The following is a 20408-nucleotide window of genomic DNA, read 5'->3' as shown; positions in this document are numbered from 1 at the left end:
GAGAGAGAAAAGCTCTATTTGAAAGGAAAGCTGAGCAAACCTATCCATTAGTACTTACTATGATTATGTATACTATATTTTCATACTCTTGGCACGGTGTCGTCACTTATGCCACTCACTTTGAATGCCCATTGGCTCAGGTGAGAACAAACGGTGATCCATTTCTTTTAAATCCTCAGCAATTTTAGGTCTAAAACCCATTTGCTCTATAATATCTTTTTCTAAATCCATACCAGGCGCAATTTCACACAGTTCAAGACCTTCCGGTGTGAGATGGAAGACAGCTCGTTCCGTAATGTAAAGCACCTCTTGACCGCGACACAGAGCATCTTTACCATTGAAAGTAATTTCAGATACTTGTAACACAAGTGTCTGAAAATTCCCCTCTTGATGAATCTTCACTTCACCATCTTCAATTGCTATTTTTAAGCCACCTACTGTGAATGTACCGCAAAAAATAACCTTATCGCTGTTTTGGCAGATATCAATAAACCCTCCCGTCCCTGCTATTTTTCCTTTCAATCGGTGTACATTAACATTTCCTGCTTGGTCAGCCTCAGTAAAATTTAAAAAGCATATATCCAGTCCGCCGCCATCATAGAAGTCAAACTGAGATGGCATATCTAACATCGTCTGCATCTTAGCGTTGGTCTCAAAAAGAATTCCTTGAGCACAAAGGCCATCAATAGAACCAAGTTCCACCGTTAGAGCAAAGTCTTCATTAAGCTCTTCTTCTCGTGCCACTATATCAATGTCATCAGAAATACCTACACTTACGTTGCCAGGAGCCACTTCAAGAAGGGCACGACGAGCAATGACCTTACGCTCATTAAGAGGAAGGGATATACCTTCTCTTGTTTCTAACATAAAATCTCCAGAGATAAAACGATTCATTGAACCAGAACACAGTTGGGCTTGTTCTGGAACAACGACTACAGCGTCAACCAGGTACCCAGGAATTTTTACTGACTTAGAATGCTGGGTACGTTCTTTCACTATCCGTTGTACCTGGACAATGACGCTTCCTCCATTGTTATGGGCAGCTTGGGCCATCGCCAATGTATCCAAATAAGCAATCTCATCGTCCATACTGATATATCCTTCAGTATCAGCTGCTGTACCTCGGATAATGGCTACATCAGGGCGAATTGCTGGATAAAATAGCCATTCCTGTCCATTCACTTCCATGAGTTGGATCAGATCTTCTTTGGTGCGTTCATTAAGCTTTCCGCCCCTTTGCCGAGGATCAATAAAAGTCCCCAATCCCACATGGGTAAGAATTCCTGGGTGCCCGGCTGCGGCTGAACGCAGTAATTGACACATAACCCCTTGAGGAAAATTATAGGCTTCAATCTCATTTCTTTCCGCCATTTCCGCTAAACGTGATGATTGTCCCCAATGACCAGCGATAACCTTACGGCATAACCCTGCTTGAGCGAGAAGAACCATTCCTCGACCATCACGATCACCAAGACCAGTAGAATGTAAGAAAGTTAAATTCCGTGGCTGCTGCGACTTTTGAAATCGTTGGGCTAGTGCCTCAATAACCACTGTTGCCTCTGTCAAACCACTACCTGTACCACAGAATGCAACCGTCGCACCATCAGGGATCAATTTAACGGCTTCCTCAGCACTGAGAATCGATACCAAATTTCCTTTTCGTAAAGGTTTTACCATACTATCACTCCTGACAATTATTTGGTATATTTGTATTACCTTCTTCGTCTAAAACGTTTGCGAAAATTAAGTTTTCCGAACTGAAATATCCAGCGCTATAAAAAAACAGCCCCAGCTAAAAGTAGAAATATGCCTTTTAATATTTTTCATGCTGCTTCCATATAACAAAGCCAACTATAATTAAAAAGATACCCGTATATATAAATATGAATTTAATACCGATCCACCCACTAACTACTCCACCGATTAGCGGACCAAACATCGAACCTAACTGATTGGCACTCATGGTAAGACCAAAAGCGCGACCTCGAAAACCTTCATTGGTATTAGCCACCACAATTGCATTTACAGCAACATAAATGCCAGCAATAAAAAAACCGAAGATAAATTGCAATAAAGCGAAACTCCAGATATCTCCCACAAAAAATTGTAAACTATTGAATAGGCCAGCTCCAAGAAATCCACTAATAAGAACTTGAGAGAACCCTGCCTTTTGTCCGCCCTTCCCCCATAGAGGTGCAGCAATGGCACCAGCAATACCTGCTAGACTAAAGATGATGCCTGCTATTAAAACTGTACCTTCCAATTGCCCCTGAAGTTCAGCTACATACAAGGTGATCAACGGTTGAAGTACCATAACGGCCATTTGGGCAATAAATAAGAGTACTAGCATCTCTAACAAAATAAAATTATTAAATGCAGTTTTTAAATCATCGATTACTCCACTCGCTTGTGGCACTTCATTACGGGTGGGCTCAGTTACGAACAAGCTGACAACTAATGTACCAATGAACATTATGCAAGCTGCTACTGTAAACGACATGCGTATTCCAAATAAGTGAGACAAAGTACCACCAAATAACGGTCCTATAATGCTCCCTACGAGAGTTGCTGTCTGCATAATTCCCAGGCTAAAGCCTATTTTCTCTTTGGGTGCGGTAGAAGCAACAATTGACAATGCTGCAGGAACGAAACCAGTAGCAAATCCTTGAAGTATCCTAACCATAAACAATTCTATCGGGTTCCTAACAAGAGATCCTAGAAAATAGGCTGCTGCCAGACTAAAACCTGCGCGAATGAGCATTCGGCGCTTCCCTGACTTATCAGCCTGCCGTCCCCAATAGGGTGACATAAGGGCGCTAATAAAAAAAGTGACTGAGAACACTATAGCTGACCATAAATTGATAGCTGTACCGGTTACCCCTAGATCCAAAAGATATAAGGGTAAAAATGGTATAAGCATAGTGTAGCTTGCGCTGGAGATAATACAGCCGCTCCATAAGCACCAGAGATTTCTTTGCCAATTCAATTTGACACCCCTATCACAGTCAATATAGGGAGCCTTCTAAGGCTCCCTTTTATTGAATATTTTAAAAGAACGTGCACCACATTGTCTTTACTTTTCAAACTCTGAATTATAAAATTTTCCGAACAGCTCTTGGTCAGAAGGTCGATCCTCTGGAATTGGCCTTGATACCCACGTTGTATTCATATAGTGCTTGAGACAAACATTCTCAGAAACAATATTGCCTCCCCAAGTTCCGCATCCCATACTCGACGTCATCGGCATACCATTATTAAATGCTCCAGCATTGGCCTTCGACTGAGGCTGGCGAACCATAATCCGACTTACAGGGGCCTCTAATGCAAGACGGTGAATATGGTCGTCATTGAAGGAATAAATTCCAACCGAATGTCCCTTGCCTCCTACTGCATAAATGGCATGCATCATATGGATTGCATTCTCAAAACCAGTTTTGTATTTATGAATCGTAAGCAGTGTCGTCAGTTTTTCACCAGAGAACGGATATTCCTTACCGATACCATCACCTATAATGATAATGAATTTCCGATCGGCTGGAATACTAAACCCGGCAATTTCAGCTAATTGTTGAGGAGCGATGGCTACTGTACTGGCTAAACGATGCCCTTCTTCATCCCACATTACCTTACGAAGTTTATTCTTTTGTTCCTCATTCGCAAGATACCCGCCTTCCATGACAAGCCGATCCAAGAACTTGTCGAAAATCCCTTCTTCAACGATCAGATTACCATCGGCAGAGCATCCTGATCCAAAGTCGGATGTCTTGCTGAGCATTGTATTATGAGCCGCTTCTGCAAGATCGGCCGTCTCATCAATCACCATAGTTGCATTACCGGCACCAACGCCATAAGCCGGTGTTCCTGAACTGTAAGCCGCCCGAACCATGGGCTGCCCTCCAGTGGCAAGAACCAGATCGGCTTTCGCCATCAGGGCTTTCGCCATAGGAATACTAGCAGTCGTTAGACATTGCAGGATATCTGCCGGTGCACCTTCCCGCTCTAAAGCTTCCCGCATCAGTCGTATGGTCTCATTTGTCGTCTTCTTCGAACGGGGATGGGAGGAGAAAATGACTACATCCCGGGCCTTAATCGCGTAAATCGCTGTTCCTGCAGGGGTAAGATCGGGATTGGTGGTCGGCACAATGGATGCGATAACACCAACAGGCTTTGCATATTTTACGATTCCCTTTTCAGGAATTTCTTCGATAATTCCAATACTTTTTTGACGAAGAGCGTCTCGTAAAACTCCTCGGATTTTAAAGCGTTTATTCTGACGGCTCACATAATCACCAAGACCGCTTTCTTTAATGCCCATGTCTACTAATTCAAGGAATGTTTTCTTGTTGGCTACTGACCAAGCTACTGCCTGACAAAGACGATCTACCTTAGCCTGGTCATAGGTTGCTATGATGGCAAGCGCTTTCTGCGCTCTCTCAAAGGCTGCGTCTAATTCTTCTTGTTGTTCCGTTGTGATTTCTTTTTCTTTTCCCATAATGTATGATTCTCCTTAGATTTATCCATATTTTTAATTCATTTCTTTACGCTCTATTCCCGCGCATGAGTTGCAAAATATGTTTTTGCATGTTCTAAGCAGCGGTATGCATGTTCCATATAACCAATTTCCTTCACTCGCGCAACATGTGGCAATTCAATCGAACATGGAACCTCGGGCATTCGATTCATGATGCTCGCAATATCAATGCCCCCTTCGCCGCAATACAAGCGTGCCTCACGAAGGATACGAGTCATCTCTTCTTTCTCTGTTGGAATTTCTGCTGGTGCATCGCAAAGATGTGCAAAGTGAAACCACTCCCGCGGTACCTCATCTAAATCCTCAACTTTGTCTCCGGCACGATGAAAATGATGTGTATCAATCATAAGACCTGCATTCTCACGCTTTACAGTACGAAGAACGTCGATTGCTCCAGCAAGGTTCGATACGCTGGCAATCGGAACGTACTCAAGATTGACGGTAAGACCAAGAGGTTTGGCATAATCGCATAGTTCGGCAAAGCGTTCTATGTAACAATTGCGGTCCAAAGTCCAGATACTAGATAAAACTGCACTGCCCCCCAATTCAGCCGCTACTTCCATAGCAGGCAAATATTGCTTTACATCGACATCATCGTGTATGCGGGCCAGTTCAATGTCAAGGAGTTTCACGCCTGTATCTGAAAGTGCTTTTTTCGTTTGGCGATATAGTTCTTTATTTTCAGCCAATGCATAGTTGGGTTCACCGGGAAGCCCCATATAAATAGGTCTGAGACTCACAAAATCATAGCCGGCTCGCCCTGCGATATACGTCATTTCAGGAGGTGGGCAGCCAAGTACCGTAAGATAGGCTAACGAAAATTGTTTGGGCATTTTCGATTTCTCCTTTTTTCTCTAGCAATTACGATCAATACTTTCTAAAATGAATTCGTACTTTAATTCGTACTTACATGATGCACTTTTTTACCTGGAGAATAGATATCCATGATGTTCCAATGTCCAGCAGTTGGAACCGGATTATTGATCATCGCTGCGTCAATTACAACAGGTTTGTTTAATTCAATGGCCCGTTTGAGAGCTGGTTTGAATTCATCGGCTGCTGTAATTTTGATTCCCTCTATTCCATAGGCACGAGCGATCGCAGCATAATCTGGTGAGTATGGTTTGCCATCTTTTTCAAAGATGGTTCCAAAGGTGGTGTCATAATGTGCTTTCTCTAAGCCGGCAATGGTACCAAAAGCACCATTATTCATGATTACGAAGATCACAGCGATATTATCGATGGCAGCGGTAGCCAATACTGCCGGATTTTGACCAAAACCACCATCACCCACTAAGGAAACTACAACCCGCTTAGGCTCTGCCACTTTTGCTCCTAAAGCCGCTGGCGCCCCAAAGCCCATCGTAGCCAATCCTCCAGGAGTTAAAATCGTACCAGGTTCATAAATGGGAAATTGTTGACCAACACCATTCTTATTCCAGCCAACATCGGTTGTAATATAAGCATCCCGCGGCAGAACCTCGCGAACATCAGCTAAGATACGTTGCGGACTCATTGGGAAGGCATTACTCTTCTCTAACCCTTGGTTACTCGCTTTAAATTTCCTGCGGTTCTCAATGATTTCTTTTCGTAGCGCATCATTTTTCTTACCACTTGGATACAGCTTTTTGGCAACCCGATTCAGAACCTTCAATGCCTGCTTCAAATCAGCAGCAGCACCAATTTCCACAGGGTAATTCCGACCGATTTCACTAGGATCAATATCAATTTGAATCAACTTGGTCGGGGGGAAACTAAAGGTGTATTCAGGATACCAAGAGCTGCAATCGGCTTCTTTAAAGCTCGTGCCTAAACCTAAAATATAATCTGCGTTCTTACATGTATCATTGATAAATTTTGTGCCCCAGAATCCTGTCATTCCTAGTATTAATGGATGCTCATCCGATAAGACACCTTTCCCCATAAGAGAATGAGCCACAGGAATACTTAAGAATTCAGCAAATTCACTCAATTCTTTTGATGCATTGGCTAAGATTATCCCGCCACCAGCATAGATCACAGGTTTTTTAGCCTTCACTAAGGTTTCAATGATCTGGGCTGCTGTTTCATCATCAATGGATGGCTTGGAAATCGTTTTTGTATTGTGATACGTTTTTTCAAACAGTGCAGTATCAATCTCTTTCGAGAACATATCCATAGGTACGGATACTAGTACGGGTCCTGGCCTGCCGGATTCGGCTAACGCAAATGCTTTTTCCATGATTTCCGGAAACAGTTCAGGAATATCTACCCGCCAAGCTCGTTTTACAAAGGGGCGATAGATCTCATTCTGGGCAGCATCCGCATGTAAATTGACTTCTTGGTGAGGATGTTTTCCATAGTAATGGCTGGGAACATCCCCGGCAATTACTACCATGGGAATCGAATCAAGAGCAGCATTGGCTACGCCGGTTGCTGCATTCGTTAAACCCGGTCCTAGATGACTGAGAACAACCGAAGCTTGTTTTTTTACGCGGGCATAACCATCAGCCGCATGAGAGGCTATTTGTTCATGACGAACATTAATAAATTTTATTTTCCTACTTTTTTCTAGTTCTGCTAAAAAGGCAATCACAGTATGACCACAAAGACCAAAGATATGCTCTACTCCTCTGTTTTCTAAATACGTCACTAGTTGTTTCGATATTAGTTCTTTCATGTCCATCCTCCTCAAAATTTAAGTGCTATTTTAGCAAAATTACCACTAAGGGCATCCTCAAAAGCTTGATGAAACTTAGTGTAGGGAACAATTTTTGACAACACAGGCGATAGATCAAAGGTAGAATCTTTAAGGTATTCGATGGCTTCAGCAAAATCTTTAAGTGTGTAAATTATGCTGCCATAAATGGTAACTTCACTGCGCACAATTTTCAGTGCCGGATAATTAACCGGATCACAGGTTATACCAATTGCAACAATAGTGCCGCCAGGTTTTACAATATTCATAGATTGTTCAATGGATTCTGGCACTCCAGCGGCTTCGATAACCACATCAAATAATTCATCTTTAATATCCTTGGGATGCACTGTCCGTACATTTTCACCCAAACGCCGGGCGATAGCCAATTTTGTAGGATTAATATCAATTACAGTAATATTGGCCCCAAACTTATTTGCTAAGGCTACTGAGAATAGACCTTCTGTTCCGCATCCAACAATGGCCACTGAATTTCCTTTTTGAATATTAGCCTTTTTGAGAGCATGAACAGTAACAGCAAAGGGTTCAATTAATACAGCTCTTTCATCATCGATTCCGTCAGGTACAGGAACTATATATTTAGATTCAATAATAACCTCTTGGGCAAATACACCATCAGAAGATACACCAATCGGTTGCTTCAATGTGCAGATATTTGTTTTTCCTTGGGCACAGTATTCACAGGTTCCGCAAAATGTATTTGGGAAAACCACAACTCGAGCTCCTACTTTATGAGGCACATTTTTTCCAGCTTCAATAATCTTCCCTAAGACCTCATGACCAGGACGAAGAGGATAGGCAGCATAACTAATCAAACCTTTATACACCTTAAGATCTGATCCACAAATCCCTCCATAAACTATTTTAAGCTTCACTTCATCCTCTGCAACCGGCGGCAAGGCTTTCGCTTCACGCAGCACCAAATCACTGGGATTATTCAAATATAATTCGAGCATGCACTCATCTCCTATCCTTTTTTATATAATACGGAAAAACTATGTCTGAATCTTCACTGGGCGTTTGCTCAGTACTGAACGGTCTTGGATAATCCTTCATATCTTTCCTACTCAATTCTTTTTCTCTTTTGGTGAATGTACTATGTCACTACATTTACCAGCCTTAAGAATGAAGCTTGCCGTGTCATGACCTATCATTTGTTGTATTGAGCGTCCAATCGATAAAACCGCATCCAAATCATATCCAGTCTGAATACCCATCTCATGGCACATATGAATTAAATCTTCAGTGGCAATATTTCCTGATGCACCAGGAGCAAAGGGACAACCACCTAATCCTGCAAAACATGCATCATACCGATCGATACCAGCCATCATCCCAGCAATAACATTAGCAAGTCCCATTCCTCTCGTATTGTGAAAGTGTAAAAACCAGTTTACATCTGGGAATTGTTTTTTCACCTTCATACTATATTCATAAACCTGATCGGGATTTGCCATACCTGTGGTATCAGATAAGGACAATTCTTTCACACCAATTTCACGGAAACATGAAATTACGGACAAAACCTGCTCCAAAGAAACTCTGCCTTCCATCGAACAGCCAAAGGCAGTAGAAATCGCTCCAGAAAGCTCGATGCCATTCGCTGCCGCAAACTCTGCACATTCAGAAAAACCTCTTACCACTTCTTCTGGAGTTTTGTTAATATTGGCAAGAGAATGAGCGCGACTGGCAGATGCCGTAAGCTTGGCTTTGGTGATCCCAGCGGCTTTTGCACGTTCTAAGCCGCGCAAATTCATGACTAATACTCGATACTCAACCCCATCAACTCGTTTCATTCTCCTGACAACTTCATCGGTGTCCGCCATTTGAGGCACTGCCTTAGGACGAACAAAAGAACCGACTTCAATAATTTTTGCTCCCGCTTTAATAGATCGATCTAATAGATCGATCTTTTGATCCACAGTTAAGAGCATCTTCTCGTTTTGTAAGCCATCTCTAAGTCCTACTTCACAAATAGTAACGTGGGTAGGCCACTTCATATTTCACCCTTCCTTCCAAAATCATACTCTTAATACAATACATTTAAATTCTATTAATTTTCTAAATTTTATATCAAATTCAATATCTTTTCAATCGATAATTATGATATGATTGATAGGTAGTAACGATCAAAGGAGGTTTAATTATGGAGATACACCAATTACAATATGTTATTGAAGTTGCAAAACATCGGCATTTCACCCACGCAGCAGAGGAAATTTGTGTAGCTCAATCCTCGTTATCTCAGCAAATCACTAAACTCGAAACTGAACTAGGAGTAAAATTATTTGATCGAACAACGCGAACCGTCCATCCAACCACTGCTGGAGCGGAGTTCATAGTCCATGCTCAAGAAATACTATCTAAAATTGAAACAGCGCAACAATGTATGCAGGCTCATGTTGGACTTACAAAAGGCACAATTAATATCGGTGCCATTACAACTCTCGAAAGTATCGATTTTGTATCACTTATTACTTCTTTTCATAATAGCCATCAAGGATTATACCTAAATATTGTTACAAGCGGCAGTCATCGCCTTGCTGAACTCCTTCGCACTTCTGAAATTAATGTTGCACTTCTTACTCCGCCTGCAAGTGCAATCCCTGATGATATTGAATTTTATCCATTGGCCAATGATGAATTTGTCCTTATCACATCTTCTGACCACGCTTTGGCGAAAAAAGGAACTATTGATTTAGCGGAATCAGTTAGCGAAAATTTTATTTTTCCTAGTCCTCACGAGAGCATCTATAATATCTACTCAAGTGCCTGCCGCGATGCTGGTTTTACTCCTAACATTGTATGCCAAAGCAGCCATTGCGAGACAAGCCTTGCTCTTGTTGGTGTAGGAATGGGCATCGCCCTTTTTCCATTAGATATGGTCCTTTCTCGGAAGCAACCAAATATTGCTATTGTCCGACTCTCTAAGCCCATAATTAAACATGTTGCTTTAGCCGTACTTAAGCGATCGTATCAGCCACCAGCAGTAACAGCATTTATCAATTATGTTCTTAGCCAGACTTCTCACAAGTTAAGCACGCTAAAATAATATATCCCATTATATTATAAGCAGAACCCCTATGAGCTTCGCATCTTTATAGTTTTACTTAAAACCAGTCAATTAGCTGACTGGTTTTTTATTTATACCACCTGATTTAGCTATCATATTTCCAATTTATCTATAAAAATTCAATTTATACAATATTCTCTTTTTATTACAGAATAATCCTGTAATAAAAATATTATTTTTAAAATTATCTAAATAGTCTAAAACGATTGACAATTGCAAAATAAGTTAATATACTTTTTATTAGATCGATCTAACTGAGCTTTATACACGTGTGTAAAATAAAAACACAGGAGGAACGCTTATGAATACTTTAGAATCAAGAAACGTAAATCTTAAAACAAATTCATTAGCAAGTAAACCAACGCGTGCTCGCCATGTAGTTCTCTTACTTTTATTTGTTGTAACTGCGATCAATTACCTTGATCGTACGAACATGGCAGTAGCTGCACCAGCAATGAGGGCAGAATTAGGATTTGATGCAGCTACTATGGGTCTTCTCTTTTCTGCATTTGGTTGGACTTATGCGTTCATGCAAATACCTGGAGGAGCCTTTTTGGATCGTGTCGGACCTAGAGTTGCATATCTTTGGTCGTGCGGTTTATGGTCTTTCTTTACTCTTTTAATGGGCTTTGGCAAAAGCTTTACCTCTTTATTTGGTCTTCGTTTGGCCATTGGATTTGCTGAGGCTCCAGCTTTCCCAACAAATAGTCGTGTTGTTGCCTCATGGTTTCCGAAAGAAGAACGCGCTATGGCAACTGCAGTATATACGGCAGGTGAATATGTTGGTTTGGCTTTTCTAACGCCTGTACTCTTTTGGCTGCTCGCTACATGGGGCTGGCCAAGTATTTTCTATATTACTGGCGTTATTGGCATCGCATTTAGTTTTGTATGGTATTTCTACTATCGTGATCCAAAGGATAGTAAGTCTGTAAATCAAGCAGAATTAGACTTAATCCGTGAAGGCGGTGGACTCGGAGAAACTGCCCGCAAAACAGAAAAATTTCGGTGGTCTGATCTTCGCACACTCACTTCCTATCGCCAATTATGGGGTATTTACATTGGTCAATTCGCTACTGCTTCTACTCTTTACTTCTTCTTAACCTGGTTCCCAACATACTTAGTTACAGAAAAACAGATGCCGATGTTAAAAGCAGGATTTTATGCGTCTGTTCCCTACATTGCAGCATTTATTGGTGTTCTTATCGGTGGCTATTGGTCTGATACTATGCTGAAGAAAGGGTATTCATTATCAGCAGCACGAAAAGTTCCAATTGTTACTGGCGGCTTGCTGAGTACTTGTATTGTACTTGCAAATTACTCCAATGATTTTAATATTATCATTTCAATCATGTCCGTTGCTTTCTTTGCACAAGGAATGGCCGCAATTGGCTGGGTTGTTGTTGGTGATGTTGCACCACCTAAATTAGTTGGACTGGCGGGTGGCGTATTTAACTTCTGCGCTAATATGTCTGGTATCATTACACCAATCGCAATTGGTTTTATTGTGCAGGCAACGGGTTCATTTACTGGTGCTCTTGTATTCATGAGTTTTATTGCCTTACTAGGAGCCTTTTCTTATCTCTTTATTGTAGGTGAAATTAAGCGGGTAGGCATAGAAAATTAACAAATTTTTAAAAGAGGAGATCAGTTAGCAATTGCTAGTTGACCTCTTCTTTCCTTTGGTTAATGTTTATCATAATGATTATTACATGGTAAGACTTAGTAGATTTACTCTTCATTGACATCTACTAAGTCTTACCATACAATATAATTGCTTATGCAATAATGATTTTTGGGTAAAGTCCCCACCTCGAATGCAATTAAATTAGCTAGCTACGTTAATATCAAATTAGTACTGGTGGTGATCAAATATGACTCAACATAAACACGTTACCTTACTACAAGTCGCAAAACATGCGGGTGTATCCCGAGCGACTGCCTCTTTAGTTGTACGCGGCAGTAAAAACATTTCTGAGGCAACACGCGAAAAAGTTTTGAAATCCATCCAGGATTTGGGTTATATTTATGACCGTGTTGCCGCTAATCTTCGTTCAAAATCATCCTCAACAGTTGGTCTAATTATTATGGATTTAGCTAATCCATTTTATTCGGAATTGCTAATAGGCATTCACCAAGAATTGACTAAATGTGGTCAGACTGTCATTTTAGGCACTACTTTTAATTCTTATGATACACAAAGCCGCCTTCTTTCAACCATGCTAGAACACAGAGTTGGTGGAATTATTTTATTCGCTGTTCCGGGAAGTAAAAGTGAAGTCATCGAGCAAATACTATCTTGGGGCATCCCGGTAGTTTTATTAGGTCGAAAAGTCCCAGGCGCCAACTGCGATTATGTAGGTATGGATAATGTGATGGGCGGACAATTGGCTGTAGATCATCTGATACAAAAAGGACATCGCCGGATTGCTTTTTTAGGTGGTCCCTCCCAAATTACCTCTTGCCAGGAACGAAAACAAGGGTATGACAATGCCCATCACAAAACGGGCATCAACATTGATGCCTCATTAGCAATAGAGGGTCCTGTAACAAGAGAATCAGGTGTAGAACTGATTCAACAAATTCTGCGTATTCCAGATCCTCCCACCGCTATTTTCTGTTATAATGATATAATTGCATTAGGGGTTATGATGAAGCTAAAAGAGCTGGGGCTTGTCCCCGGCCGTGATATAGGAATAGTTGGCTTCGATGATATTCCAGAGGCGGTCATGCTATCGCCTAAACTAACAACCGTTTCGTCTTTTGCCCGGCTCATGGGTGCGCGGGCTGCCACCCTCTTGCATGAACGTATAGAAGGTCTTAGCATAGAACCACAACGTATTATTCTACAACCCAAGCTCATTGTCCGCGAAACATAAGCCTTTTACCACCTGCCGCTGAAGCAATATCAATATATTCCAGATGACTGTTTTAAAAATAATTTTCCTAAAAGTGCATCCCTTTCATTATGGTGATTGGTTTCGTAACCTTCCTTTTACCATTTCTGAACAAGGGGTGTATTTTATTTGAATTTTTATAAATCAGTTTTTTCTTAATTAATAAAAGGCCTCCTTTGCTAATCATTAACAGAGGAGGCACAACTTTAAGCTATATTAATTCTTGAAATCGAGTTGTTCTTTACTTCTTCAGGATCAATAATTGTTCTGGCAACTCCTGTTTTTATCGCTGCTCGGGCTACAGCGGCTGCTACGGCTGGAGCAACCCTTTTATCAAAGACATTGGGCACAACATAATCTTCTCTTAATTCTTCATTTGTAATGATTCCGGAAATTGCATAAACAGCTGCCAACTTCATTTCTTCATTAATTTGACGAGCCGCAACATCAATAGCTCCACGAAAGAGTCCGGGAAAAACGCTCACATTATTAACTTGATTAGGAGAATCTGAACGTCCTGTACCAGCTACTCTTACCCCAATAACCTTGGCGTCGTTATAATTGATTTCGGGATCAGGATTACACAGGGAAAAAACGATAGAATCTGCATTCATACTCTTAATAATCTCTGTTGTAAATGCACCTGGCTGGGATACGCCAATCAACACATCTGCCCTTTCGGCTATCTCAGCTAAGCCGCCCTGCTTCTTTTCCAAATTAGTTCTAGATAGAAGCGCAGCCTGAACACGGTTAATGCGGGACATTTCCATACCTTCATACATCGCACCTTTGGAATTCATCATAGTAACATGCTTCGCACCAGCATAAAGTAAAAGTTGTACAATGGCTGTACCAGCAGCACCAGCACCATTCACCACAATCTTCACTTCAGCTATTCGTTTTTTTACAAGCCGAAGTCCGCCAATTGTAGCAGCTACAGCAATAATGGCTGTACCATGTTGATCATCATGAAACACAGGTATATCCATTTGTGCCTTGAGGGCATCTTCAATATCATAGCACTTAGGCGAAGAAATATCTTCTAGATTGATTCCTGCAAAATTAGGCTGCAACATCCGAACTGCTTTAATAAATTCACCTGCATCTTTAGTATCAAGGGAAATGGGTATTGCATCTACATCACCAAAGGTTTTATATAGCACAGCTTTCCCTTCCATTACTGGTATAGCCGCCTCTGGACCAATATCCCCCAACCCCAGCACCCTAGTTCCATCAGTAATGACTGCGACCATATTACCCCTGCATGTATATTTAAATGATAAATCCTTATCTCTGTGAATTTCCATACATGGTTCTGCTACCCCTGGTGTATATGCCAAACTAAGATCATAACCATCTTTTAATTCCACCTTGGCAACCATACCTAATTTACCTGTATGTTTTCGATGGTAATGCAATGCCTCATCACGTAAACTCATAGTCTCCCCCCCACACCATCATTTTTTATATTTGTTAACCATTAAGCTACATTTTCTCTCCTATAATATTGCTGCAAGACGTATATTTACTTCTTTCAAGAAATTTTCGGTATTAACAACTTTTTTCTCCTTGACTTCAGAAAGCTCTGCTAAATCTTTTGTGATTACGCCTTCTTCGATTGTTTGAATTGCAGCTTTTTCCAGTTTAGCAGCAAAATCAACTAACTCATTGATTCCATCAAGTTCTCCGCGTTTTTTCAAGGCTCCTGTCCATGCAAAGAGTGTAGCCATTGAGTTGGTGGATGTTTCTTCCCCTTTGAGATGTTTGTAGTAATGTCTTTGTACTGTACCGTGAGCCGCTTCATATTCGTAATCACCATCTGGAGATACAAGAACAGAAGTCATCATTGCCAAGCTGCCAAATGCACTTGCAACCATATCTGACATTACATCACCATCATAATTTTTGCATGCCCAAATAATTCCACCTTCAGAACGCATAATTCTAGCAACAACATCATCAATCAGTGTATAAAAATACTCAATTTTTGCTGCTGCAAATTTTTCTTTAAAGTCTTTATCAAAAATTTCTTGAAAAATATCTTTGAAGGTATGATCATATGTTTTGGAAATTGTATCTTTGGCTGAAAACCACAGATCTTGTTTTTGATCTAAAGCATAATTGAAGCAAGCTCTTGCAAAGTTTTCTATTGAGGCATCAAGATTGTGAATCCCCATAAGTACACCAGCCCCTTTAAACTCATGGATCACTTTTGAGGTAACTTCACCAGATTCACTAGTGAAGACAAGTTCCGCTTTTCCCTTGCCAGTAACCCGATGTTCAACATTTTTATAGATATCACCATAAGCATGTCTGGCAATCGTAATCGGTTTAGTCCATGGTTTCACAAAAGGTTTAATACTATCAACAATGAGAGGAGTTCTAAAAACGGTTCCATCTAGAATCGAACGAATTGTACCATTTGGACTTTTCCACATCTGTTTCAATTTATATTCTTTCACGCGGTCTGCATTTGGAGTAATGGTTGCGCACTTAACGCCAACTCCATATTTTTTTATAGCTATTGCTGATTCTTCGGTTACCTTATCGTTCGTTTTATCTCTGTACTCAAGACCCAGATCATAATATTCTGTTTTCAAATCAATATATGGAGTCAACAGAATGTCTTTTATCATTTTCCAGATAATCCTAGTCATTTCATCCCCATCCATTTCTACTAAGGGGGTAATCATTTTGATTTTTTTAGTCATAGTTAATTCTCCTTCATATTTTTGATAGTAAAACTCCGTCAGATAAAAATGAACGTGTTGATATGTAATCTCTAATTCATTATTCAGCGTAGTAATTAATTAGGCAGCCAGCCAAAATGATATCTCTTTCATCTTGGGAGAGGCCTTCGAGTTTCAATTCAATAGGTGCCTTACCACCAGAGTTAATAATATAGGCTTGTACTCTGTCAGCACCATTCTTCACTGCCTCACGAATTCCAGGAATGTATAGGTAATCATCAATAGCAAACTTCGACTTGTCGCTTTCATTAATGGTAAATGGCACGAGTCCCCAATTAATCAAATTACTACGATATCTTTTAGTCGCATATTCAATAGCAACATTCGCATCCCCACCCAAAACCTTCTGGCAAGAAGCTGCTTGCTCCCGAGCCGAACCATCACCAGGCTTGATTGCAAAGACAACGCTTCCAAGCCCTGTTTTGCTGATTAACTGTTGTATGTCTTCTGGAGTTCTCTGCCCTTTTTCTACTAAAGGTAAGAATAGTTCATCCATCCCTTTTACATTTTTACCCACAGCTAGAAATGCTTGGCGTTTTAACTCAATTTCCTGAATTTCCTTCGCTCTGCCTACATAACAAGGGTCTTTACGAGATAAGGTAAACTCCGCAAGTCGCATTGGATTGGAACGATACGATGAAGTTTCACCAGAAGGTATCAATTCATCAGTCGTCGTAACTGGATCATGAATGACTGTGGCTACTTTAAGCAACAAGTTTTCTGTCAATTCACGCATTTTAGGCCATGGGATAATGCCAGGTCCAAAAACTAACTCTTCTTCAGGATGGGGAGTACCAAATCCTTGATATACTCGGTTTTTGTATATTTCTTGGTTGAATTTATATGCTGGTGTTGGTGATAATAATTTTTCAACATCAGTAGCTGCAGTTAATACACCATCATGCAAGGCCGTAGCGGCAATGGAACGAGCATCCATTAGTGCCACAGAGGACAATTGACCATTATCTGGCTTAGACCCCTCACGATTTACGAAATTGCGTGTGGCGTGACGAATGCTAAGAGCATTATTGGCCGGAACATCACCAGCACCAAAACAAGGTCCGCAGAAGGCAGATCGAATGCTAGCCCCTGCAATTGTTAATTTTTCAATAGAACGATTATTCATGAGTTCAAAGAATACAGGTTGGCTCGATGGATACACACTCAAAGAGAAATCTCCAAGGGCTTTTTCTCCAAGAATTTGAGCTACAGCCACAATATTTTCATAGGTTCCGCCAGCACAACCAGCAACTACAGCTTGATCTACTTTAAGTCGACCATTCACTAACTTATCTGTCAATTTGAATTTAAGATTCGGGTTACTAATTTGCTTGCGACCTTCTTCTTCTACTTGTTGTAAAATCGCAAGAGAATTTTCATTAAATTCAGCTATTGTCCATGCGTTGCTCGGATGGAAAGGCAGTGCAATCATCGGCAGAATACGACTTAGATCTAACTTAATCAAGCCATCGTAGTAAGTCACTGCTTTAGGATCTAATCTGCGATATGCTTCAGACCGACCATGAATTTTAAAATATTCTTCCACCTGTTCATCTGTGCGCCAAATTGATGTTAAACAGGTCGTTTCAGTGGTCATAACATCAATTCCATTACGATAATCTACTGTAAGATTGCTAACACCAGGTCCTACAAATTCCATGACTTTATTTTTTACAAAACCATTTTTAAAGACAGCCTTAATAATCGCAATGGCAACATCTTGTGGTCCCACGCCTGGCACTGGAGAACCTTCAAGATATACCGCCACTACATCAGGATAGGCAATATCATAAGTGCGCTTCACCAATTGCTTGGCAAGCTCTCCACCACCTTCACCAATTGCTATTGTTCCTAATGCACCATAGCGGGTGTGACTGTCAGAGCCGAGGATCATTTTACCGCAGCCGGCCATCATTTCTCTCACATATTGATGAATTACCGCTTGATGGGCAGGAACAAAAATTCCCCCGTATTTTCTAGCCGCTGACAAACCAAAAACGTGATCATCTTCATTGATTGTTCCACCAACAGCACATAGACTATTGTGGCAATTGGTCAGAATATAAGGCACAGGGAATTCTTTCATACCACTCGCAGAAGCTGTCTGGGTAATACCCACATAGGTGATATCATGGGAAGCCATGGCATCAAATTTGATTTTCAGATTTTGTTTGTCATTTATTGTATTATGATCCGTAAGAATTGTATAGGCGATGGTACCAGCACGAGCCTGTTCCCTTTCAATACGACCTGCTGGCAGCGGCCCTAGTCCCTCATGCTTTAAACGATTATTAACCTCTTCTAAACTCAGCTTATCGGCATCTTCCAAAATAACCTGCCCTTGTAAAAGATAAACCCCTTTATCCAATAACTCAATCATATAAATCCTCCTTCTTTCTGTTTAGCTATTTATGTATAAGTACATAAGCACCTACATAATAATGAAGATGTTTTTATAATTCTTGTTATATCACTACATGTAAACTTAAATTTCCATCTCTGGGTCATAAAATTTTCCGAACAGCTCTTGGTCAGAAGGTCGATCCTCTGGAATTGGCCTTGATACCCACGTTGTATTCATATAGTGCTTGAGACAAACATTCTCAGAAACAATATTGCCTCCCCAAGTTCCGCAGCCCATACTCGACGTCATCGGCATACCATTATTAAATGCTCCGGCATTGGCCTTCGACTGAGGCTGGCGAACCATAATCCGACTTACAGGGGCCTCTAATGCAAGACGGTGAATATGGTCATCATTGAAGGAATAAATTCCAACCGAATGTCCCTTGCCTCCTACTGCATAAATGGCATGCATCATATGGATTGCATTCTCAAAACCAGTTTTGTATTTATGAATCGTAAGCAGTGTTGTCAGTTTTTCACCAGAGAACGGATATTCCTTGCCGATACCATCACCTATAATGATAATGAATTTCCGATCGGCTGGAATACTAAACCCGGCAATTTCAGTTAATTGCTGAGGAGCGATGGCTACTGTACTGGCTAATCGATGCCCTTCTTCATCCCACATAACCTTACAAAGTTTATTCTTTTGTTCCTCATTCGCAAGATACCCGCCTTCCATGACAAGCCGATCCAAGAACTTGTCGAAAATCCCTTCTTCAACGATCAGATTACCATCGGCAGAGCATCCTGATCCAAAGTCGGATGTCTTGCTGAGCATTGTATTATGAGCCGCTTCTGCAAGATCGGCCGTCTCATCAATCACCATAGTTGCATTACCGGCACCAACGCCATAAGCCGGTGTTCCTGAACTGTAAGCCGCCCGAACCATGGGCTGCCCTCCAGTGGCAAGAACCAGATCGGCTTTCGCCATCAGGGCTTTCGCCATAGGAATACTAGCAGTCGTTAGACATTGCAGGATATCTGCCGGTGCACCTTCCCGCTCTAAAGCTTCCCGCATCAGTCGTATGGTCTCATTTGTCGTCTTCTTCGAACGAGGATGGGAGGAGAAAATGACTACATCCCGGGCCTTAATCGCGTAAATCGCTGTTCCTGCAGGGGTAAGATCGGGATTGGTGGTCGGCACAATGGATGCGATAACACCAACAGGCTTTGCATATTTTACGATTCCCTTTTCAGGAATTTCTTCGATAATTCCAATACTTTTTTGACGAAGAGCGTCTCGTAAAACTCCTCGGATTTTAAAGCGTTTATTCTGACGGCTCACATAATCACCAAGACCGCTTTCTTTAATGCCCATGTCTACTAATTCAAGGAATGTTTTCTTGTTGGCTACTGACCAAGCTACTGCCTGACAAAGACGATCTACCTTAGCCTGGTCATAGGTTGCTATGATGGCAAGCGCTTTCTGCGCTCTCTCAAAGGCTGCGTCTAATTCTTCTTGTTGTTCCGTTGTGATTTCTTTTTCTTTTCCCATAATGATGATTCTCCTTAGATTTATCCATATTTTTAATTCATTTCTTTACGCTCTATTCCCGCCCATGAGTTGCAAAATATGTTTTTGCATGTTCTAAGCAGCGGTATGCATGTTCCATATAACCAATTTCCTTCACTCGTGCAACATGTGGCAATTCAATCGAACATGGAACCTCGGGCATTCGATTCATGATCCATATTCTGGCGTTTAATTCGTACTTACATGATGTACTTTTTACCTGGGGAATAGATATCCATGATGTTCCAATGTCCAGCAGTTGGAACCGGATTATTGATCATCGCTGCGTCAATTACAACAGGTTTGTTTAATTCAATGGCTCGTTTGAGAGCTGGTTTGAATTCATCGGCTGCTGTAATTTTACTTTATCTTTCTAGATCGATCTAATTAATGGACCTTCTACTGCATCTTCTCCCTTTCTAAACCACCTCTATAACTGATAACATAAGATGTATCTCTTCCTTGAAGTTGTATTTTTCTTCTATTTGCTATATTTCGTCGAATTTTTGTCTTAGTTAATTTTATATTATCTAAATTTTA

General features: G+C 41.0%; 15 protein-coding genes. 4 read left to right on the top strand and 11 right to left on the bottom strand.

Annotation, left to right across the window (positions count from 1 at the left end):
- Positions 1 to 102: 102 nt before the first annotated feature.
- The 7 genes from JBW_RS08940 to JBW_RS08910 all read right to left on the bottom strand — a co-directional run bounded on the left by JBW_RS08940 (position 103) and on the right by JBW_RS08910 (position 9229).
- A complete protein-coding gene (locus JBW_RS08940; protein ID WP_007952646.1) occupies positions 103 to 1677 on the bottom strand; it encodes an acyl CoA:acetate/3-ketoacid CoA transferase in 1575 nt (524 codons plus the stop codon).
- 136 nt (positions 1678 to 1813) lie between these two features.
- A complete protein-coding gene (locus JBW_RS08935) occupies positions 1814 to 2986 on the bottom strand; it encodes an MFS transporter (protein ID WP_036680062.1) in 1173 nt (390 codons plus the stop codon).
- 87 nt (positions 2987 to 3073) lie between these two features.
- Positions 3074 to 4492 (bottom strand): aldehyde dehydrogenase family protein, encoded by a 1419-nt coding sequence (locus JBW_RS08930; RefSeq protein WP_045820607.1) that lies wholly within the window; start codon positions 4490 to 4492, stop codon positions 3074 to 3076.
- A gap of 53 nt (positions 4493 to 4545) precedes the next feature.
- Positions 4546 to 5364 carry a sugar phosphate isomerase/epimerase family protein gene (locus tag JBW_RS08925; RefSeq protein WP_007961535.1) on the bottom strand — a complete coding sequence of 273 codons (819 nt, stop codon included), beginning with the start codon at positions 5362 to 5364 and terminating at the stop codon, positions 4546 to 4548.
- Positions 5365 to 5426: 62 nt separating this feature from the next.
- Entirely contained in the window at positions 5427 to 7190 is a 1764-nt protein-coding gene (locus tag JBW_RS08920; protein ID WP_007961533.1) for a thiamine pyrophosphate-binding protein, read from the bottom strand.
- Between the two features lie 11 nt (positions 7191 to 7201).
- Positions 7202 to 8185: a zinc-dependent alcohol dehydrogenase gene (locus JBW_RS08915; RefSeq protein WP_007961531.1), complete on the bottom strand. Its 984-nt coding sequence runs from the start codon at positions 8183 to 8185 to the stop codon at positions 7202 to 7204.
- A 111-nt stretch (positions 8186 to 8296) separates the two neighbouring features.
- A complete protein-coding gene (locus JBW_RS08910) occupies positions 8297 to 9229 on the bottom strand; it encodes a hydroxymethylglutaryl-CoA lyase (protein WP_007961529.1) in 933 nt (310 codons plus the stop codon).
- Between the two features lie 146 nt (positions 9230 to 9375).
- Here JBW_RS08910 and JBW_RS08905 point away from each other — a divergent pair, with 146 nt between their 5' ends.
- From JBW_RS08905 to JBW_RS08895, 3 genes are all read left to right on the top strand, one after another.
- Positions 9376 to 10281, top strand: coding sequence for a LysR family transcriptional regulator (locus JBW_RS08905; RefSeq protein WP_007961527.1), 906 nt, complete (start codon positions 9376 to 9378; stop codon positions 10279 to 10281).
- Between the two features lie 322 nt (positions 10282 to 10603).
- Positions 10604 to 11926 (top strand): MFS transporter, encoded by a 1323-nt coding sequence (locus JBW_RS08900; protein WP_007961526.1) that lies wholly within the window; start codon positions 10604 to 10606, stop codon positions 11924 to 11926.
- A 247-nt stretch (positions 11927 to 12173) separates the two neighbouring features.
- Positions 12174 to 13178, top strand: coding sequence for a LacI family DNA-binding transcriptional regulator (locus JBW_RS08895; RefSeq protein ID WP_007961524.1), 1005 nt, complete (start codon positions 12174 to 12176; stop codon positions 13176 to 13178).
- Between the two features lie 224 nt (positions 13179 to 13402).
- Here the strand turns inward: JBW_RS08895 and JBW_RS08890 are convergent, their stop codons facing one another.
- From JBW_RS08890 to JBW_RS08875, 4 genes are all read right to left on the bottom strand, one after another.
- Positions 13403 to 14635: an NAD(P)-dependent malic enzyme gene (locus JBW_RS08890; protein ID WP_007961523.1), complete on the bottom strand. Its 1233-nt coding sequence runs from the start codon at positions 14633 to 14635 to the stop codon at positions 13403 to 13405.
- A 60-nt stretch (positions 14636 to 14695) separates the two neighbouring features.
- The gene (locus JBW_RS08885; protein ID WP_007961521.1) at positions 14696 to 15907 is read right to left on the bottom strand and encodes an NADP-dependent isocitrate dehydrogenase; all 1212 of its coding nucleotides are present in this window, start codon (positions 15905 to 15907) and stop codon (positions 14696 to 14698) included.
- Positions 15908 to 15986: 79 nt separating this feature from the next.
- Positions 15987 to 18326 carry a hydratase gene (locus tag JBW_RS08880; RefSeq protein ID WP_007961519.1) on the bottom strand — a complete coding sequence of 780 codons (2340 nt, stop codon included), beginning with the start codon at positions 18324 to 18326 and terminating at the stop codon, positions 15987 to 15989.
- Positions 18327 to 18431: 105 nt separating this feature from the next.
- Positions 18432 to 19850: an aldehyde dehydrogenase family protein gene (locus JBW_RS08875; protein ID WP_045820606.1), complete on the bottom strand. Its 1419-nt coding sequence runs from the start codon at positions 19848 to 19850 to the stop codon at positions 18432 to 18434.
- A 255-nt stretch (positions 19851 to 20105) separates the two neighbouring features.
- Between JBW_RS08875 and JBW_RS24950 the strand changes: the two genes are divergently transcribed.
- Positions 20106 to 20255 (top strand): hypothetical protein, encoded by a 150-nt coding sequence (locus tag JBW_RS24950; RefSeq protein WP_158453451.1) that lies wholly within the window; start codon positions 20106 to 20108, stop codon positions 20253 to 20255.
- Positions 20256 to 20408: the final 153 nt, after the last annotated feature.

It is taken from the genome of Pelosinus fermentans JBW45, from assembly GCF_000271665.2.
Lineage (GTDB): Bacteria > Bacillota > Negativicutes > DSM-13327 > DSM-13327 > Pelosinus > Pelosinus baikalensis.
Note: the sequence above shows the minus strand (reverse complement) of the source record. Positions and strands in the feature narration are given on the sequence as shown.

Bases quoted from the DNA above. Each gene is read 5' to 3' on its own strand.
- JBW_RS08940 (WP_007952646.1), bottom strand. From the start codon at position 1,677: ATGGTAAAACCTTTACGAAAAGGAAATTTGGTATCGATTCTCAGTGCT.
- JBW_RS08910 (WP_007961529.1), bottom strand. From the start codon at position 9,229: ATGAAGTGGCCTACCCACGTTACTATTTGTGAAGTAGGACTTAGAGAT.
- JBW_RS08895 (WP_007961524.1), top strand. From the start codon at position 12,174: ATGACTCAACATAAACACGTTACCTTACTACAAGTCGCAAAACATGCG.
- JBW_RS08880 (WP_007961519.1), bottom strand. From the start codon at position 18,326: ATGATTGAGTTATTGGATAAAGGGGTTTATCTTTTACAAGGGCAGGTT.
- JBW_RS24950 (WP_158453451.1), top strand. From the start codon at position 20,106: ATGATGTTCCAATGTCCAGCAGTTGGAACCGGATTATTGATCATCGCT.
- JBW_RS08890 (WP_007961523.1), bottom strand. From the start codon at position 14,635: ATGAGTTTACGTGATGAGGCATTGCATTACCATCGAAAACATACAGGT.
- JBW_RS08930 (WP_045820607.1), bottom strand. From the start codon at position 4,492: ATGGGAAAAGAAAAAGAAATCACAACGGAACAACAAGAAGAATTAGAC.
- JBW_RS08885 (WP_007961521.1), bottom strand. From the start codon at position 15,907: ATGACTAAAAAAATCAAAATGATTACCCCCTTAGTAGAAATGGATGGG.
- JBW_RS08920 (WP_007961533.1), bottom strand. From the start codon at position 7,190: ATGAAAGAACTAATATCGAAACAACTAGTGACGTATTTAGAAAACAGA.
- JBW_RS08915 (WP_007961531.1), bottom strand. From the start codon at position 8,185: ATGCTCGAATTATATTTGAATAATCCCAGTGATTTGGTGCTGCGTGAA.
- JBW_RS08900 (WP_007961526.1), top strand. From the start codon at position 10,604: ATGAATACTTTAGAATCAAGAAACGTAAATCTTAAAACAAATTCATTA.
- JBW_RS08925 (WP_007961535.1), bottom strand. From the start codon at position 5,364: ATGCCCAAACAATTTTCGTTAGCCTATCTTACGGTACTTGGCTGCCCA.
- JBW_RS08875 (WP_045820606.1), bottom strand. From the start codon at position 19,850: ATGGGAAAAGAAAAAGAAATCACAACGGAACAACAAGAAGAATTAGAC.
- JBW_RS08905 (WP_007961527.1), top strand. From the start codon at position 9,376: ATGGAGATACACCAATTACAATATGTTATTGAAGTTGCAAAACATCGG.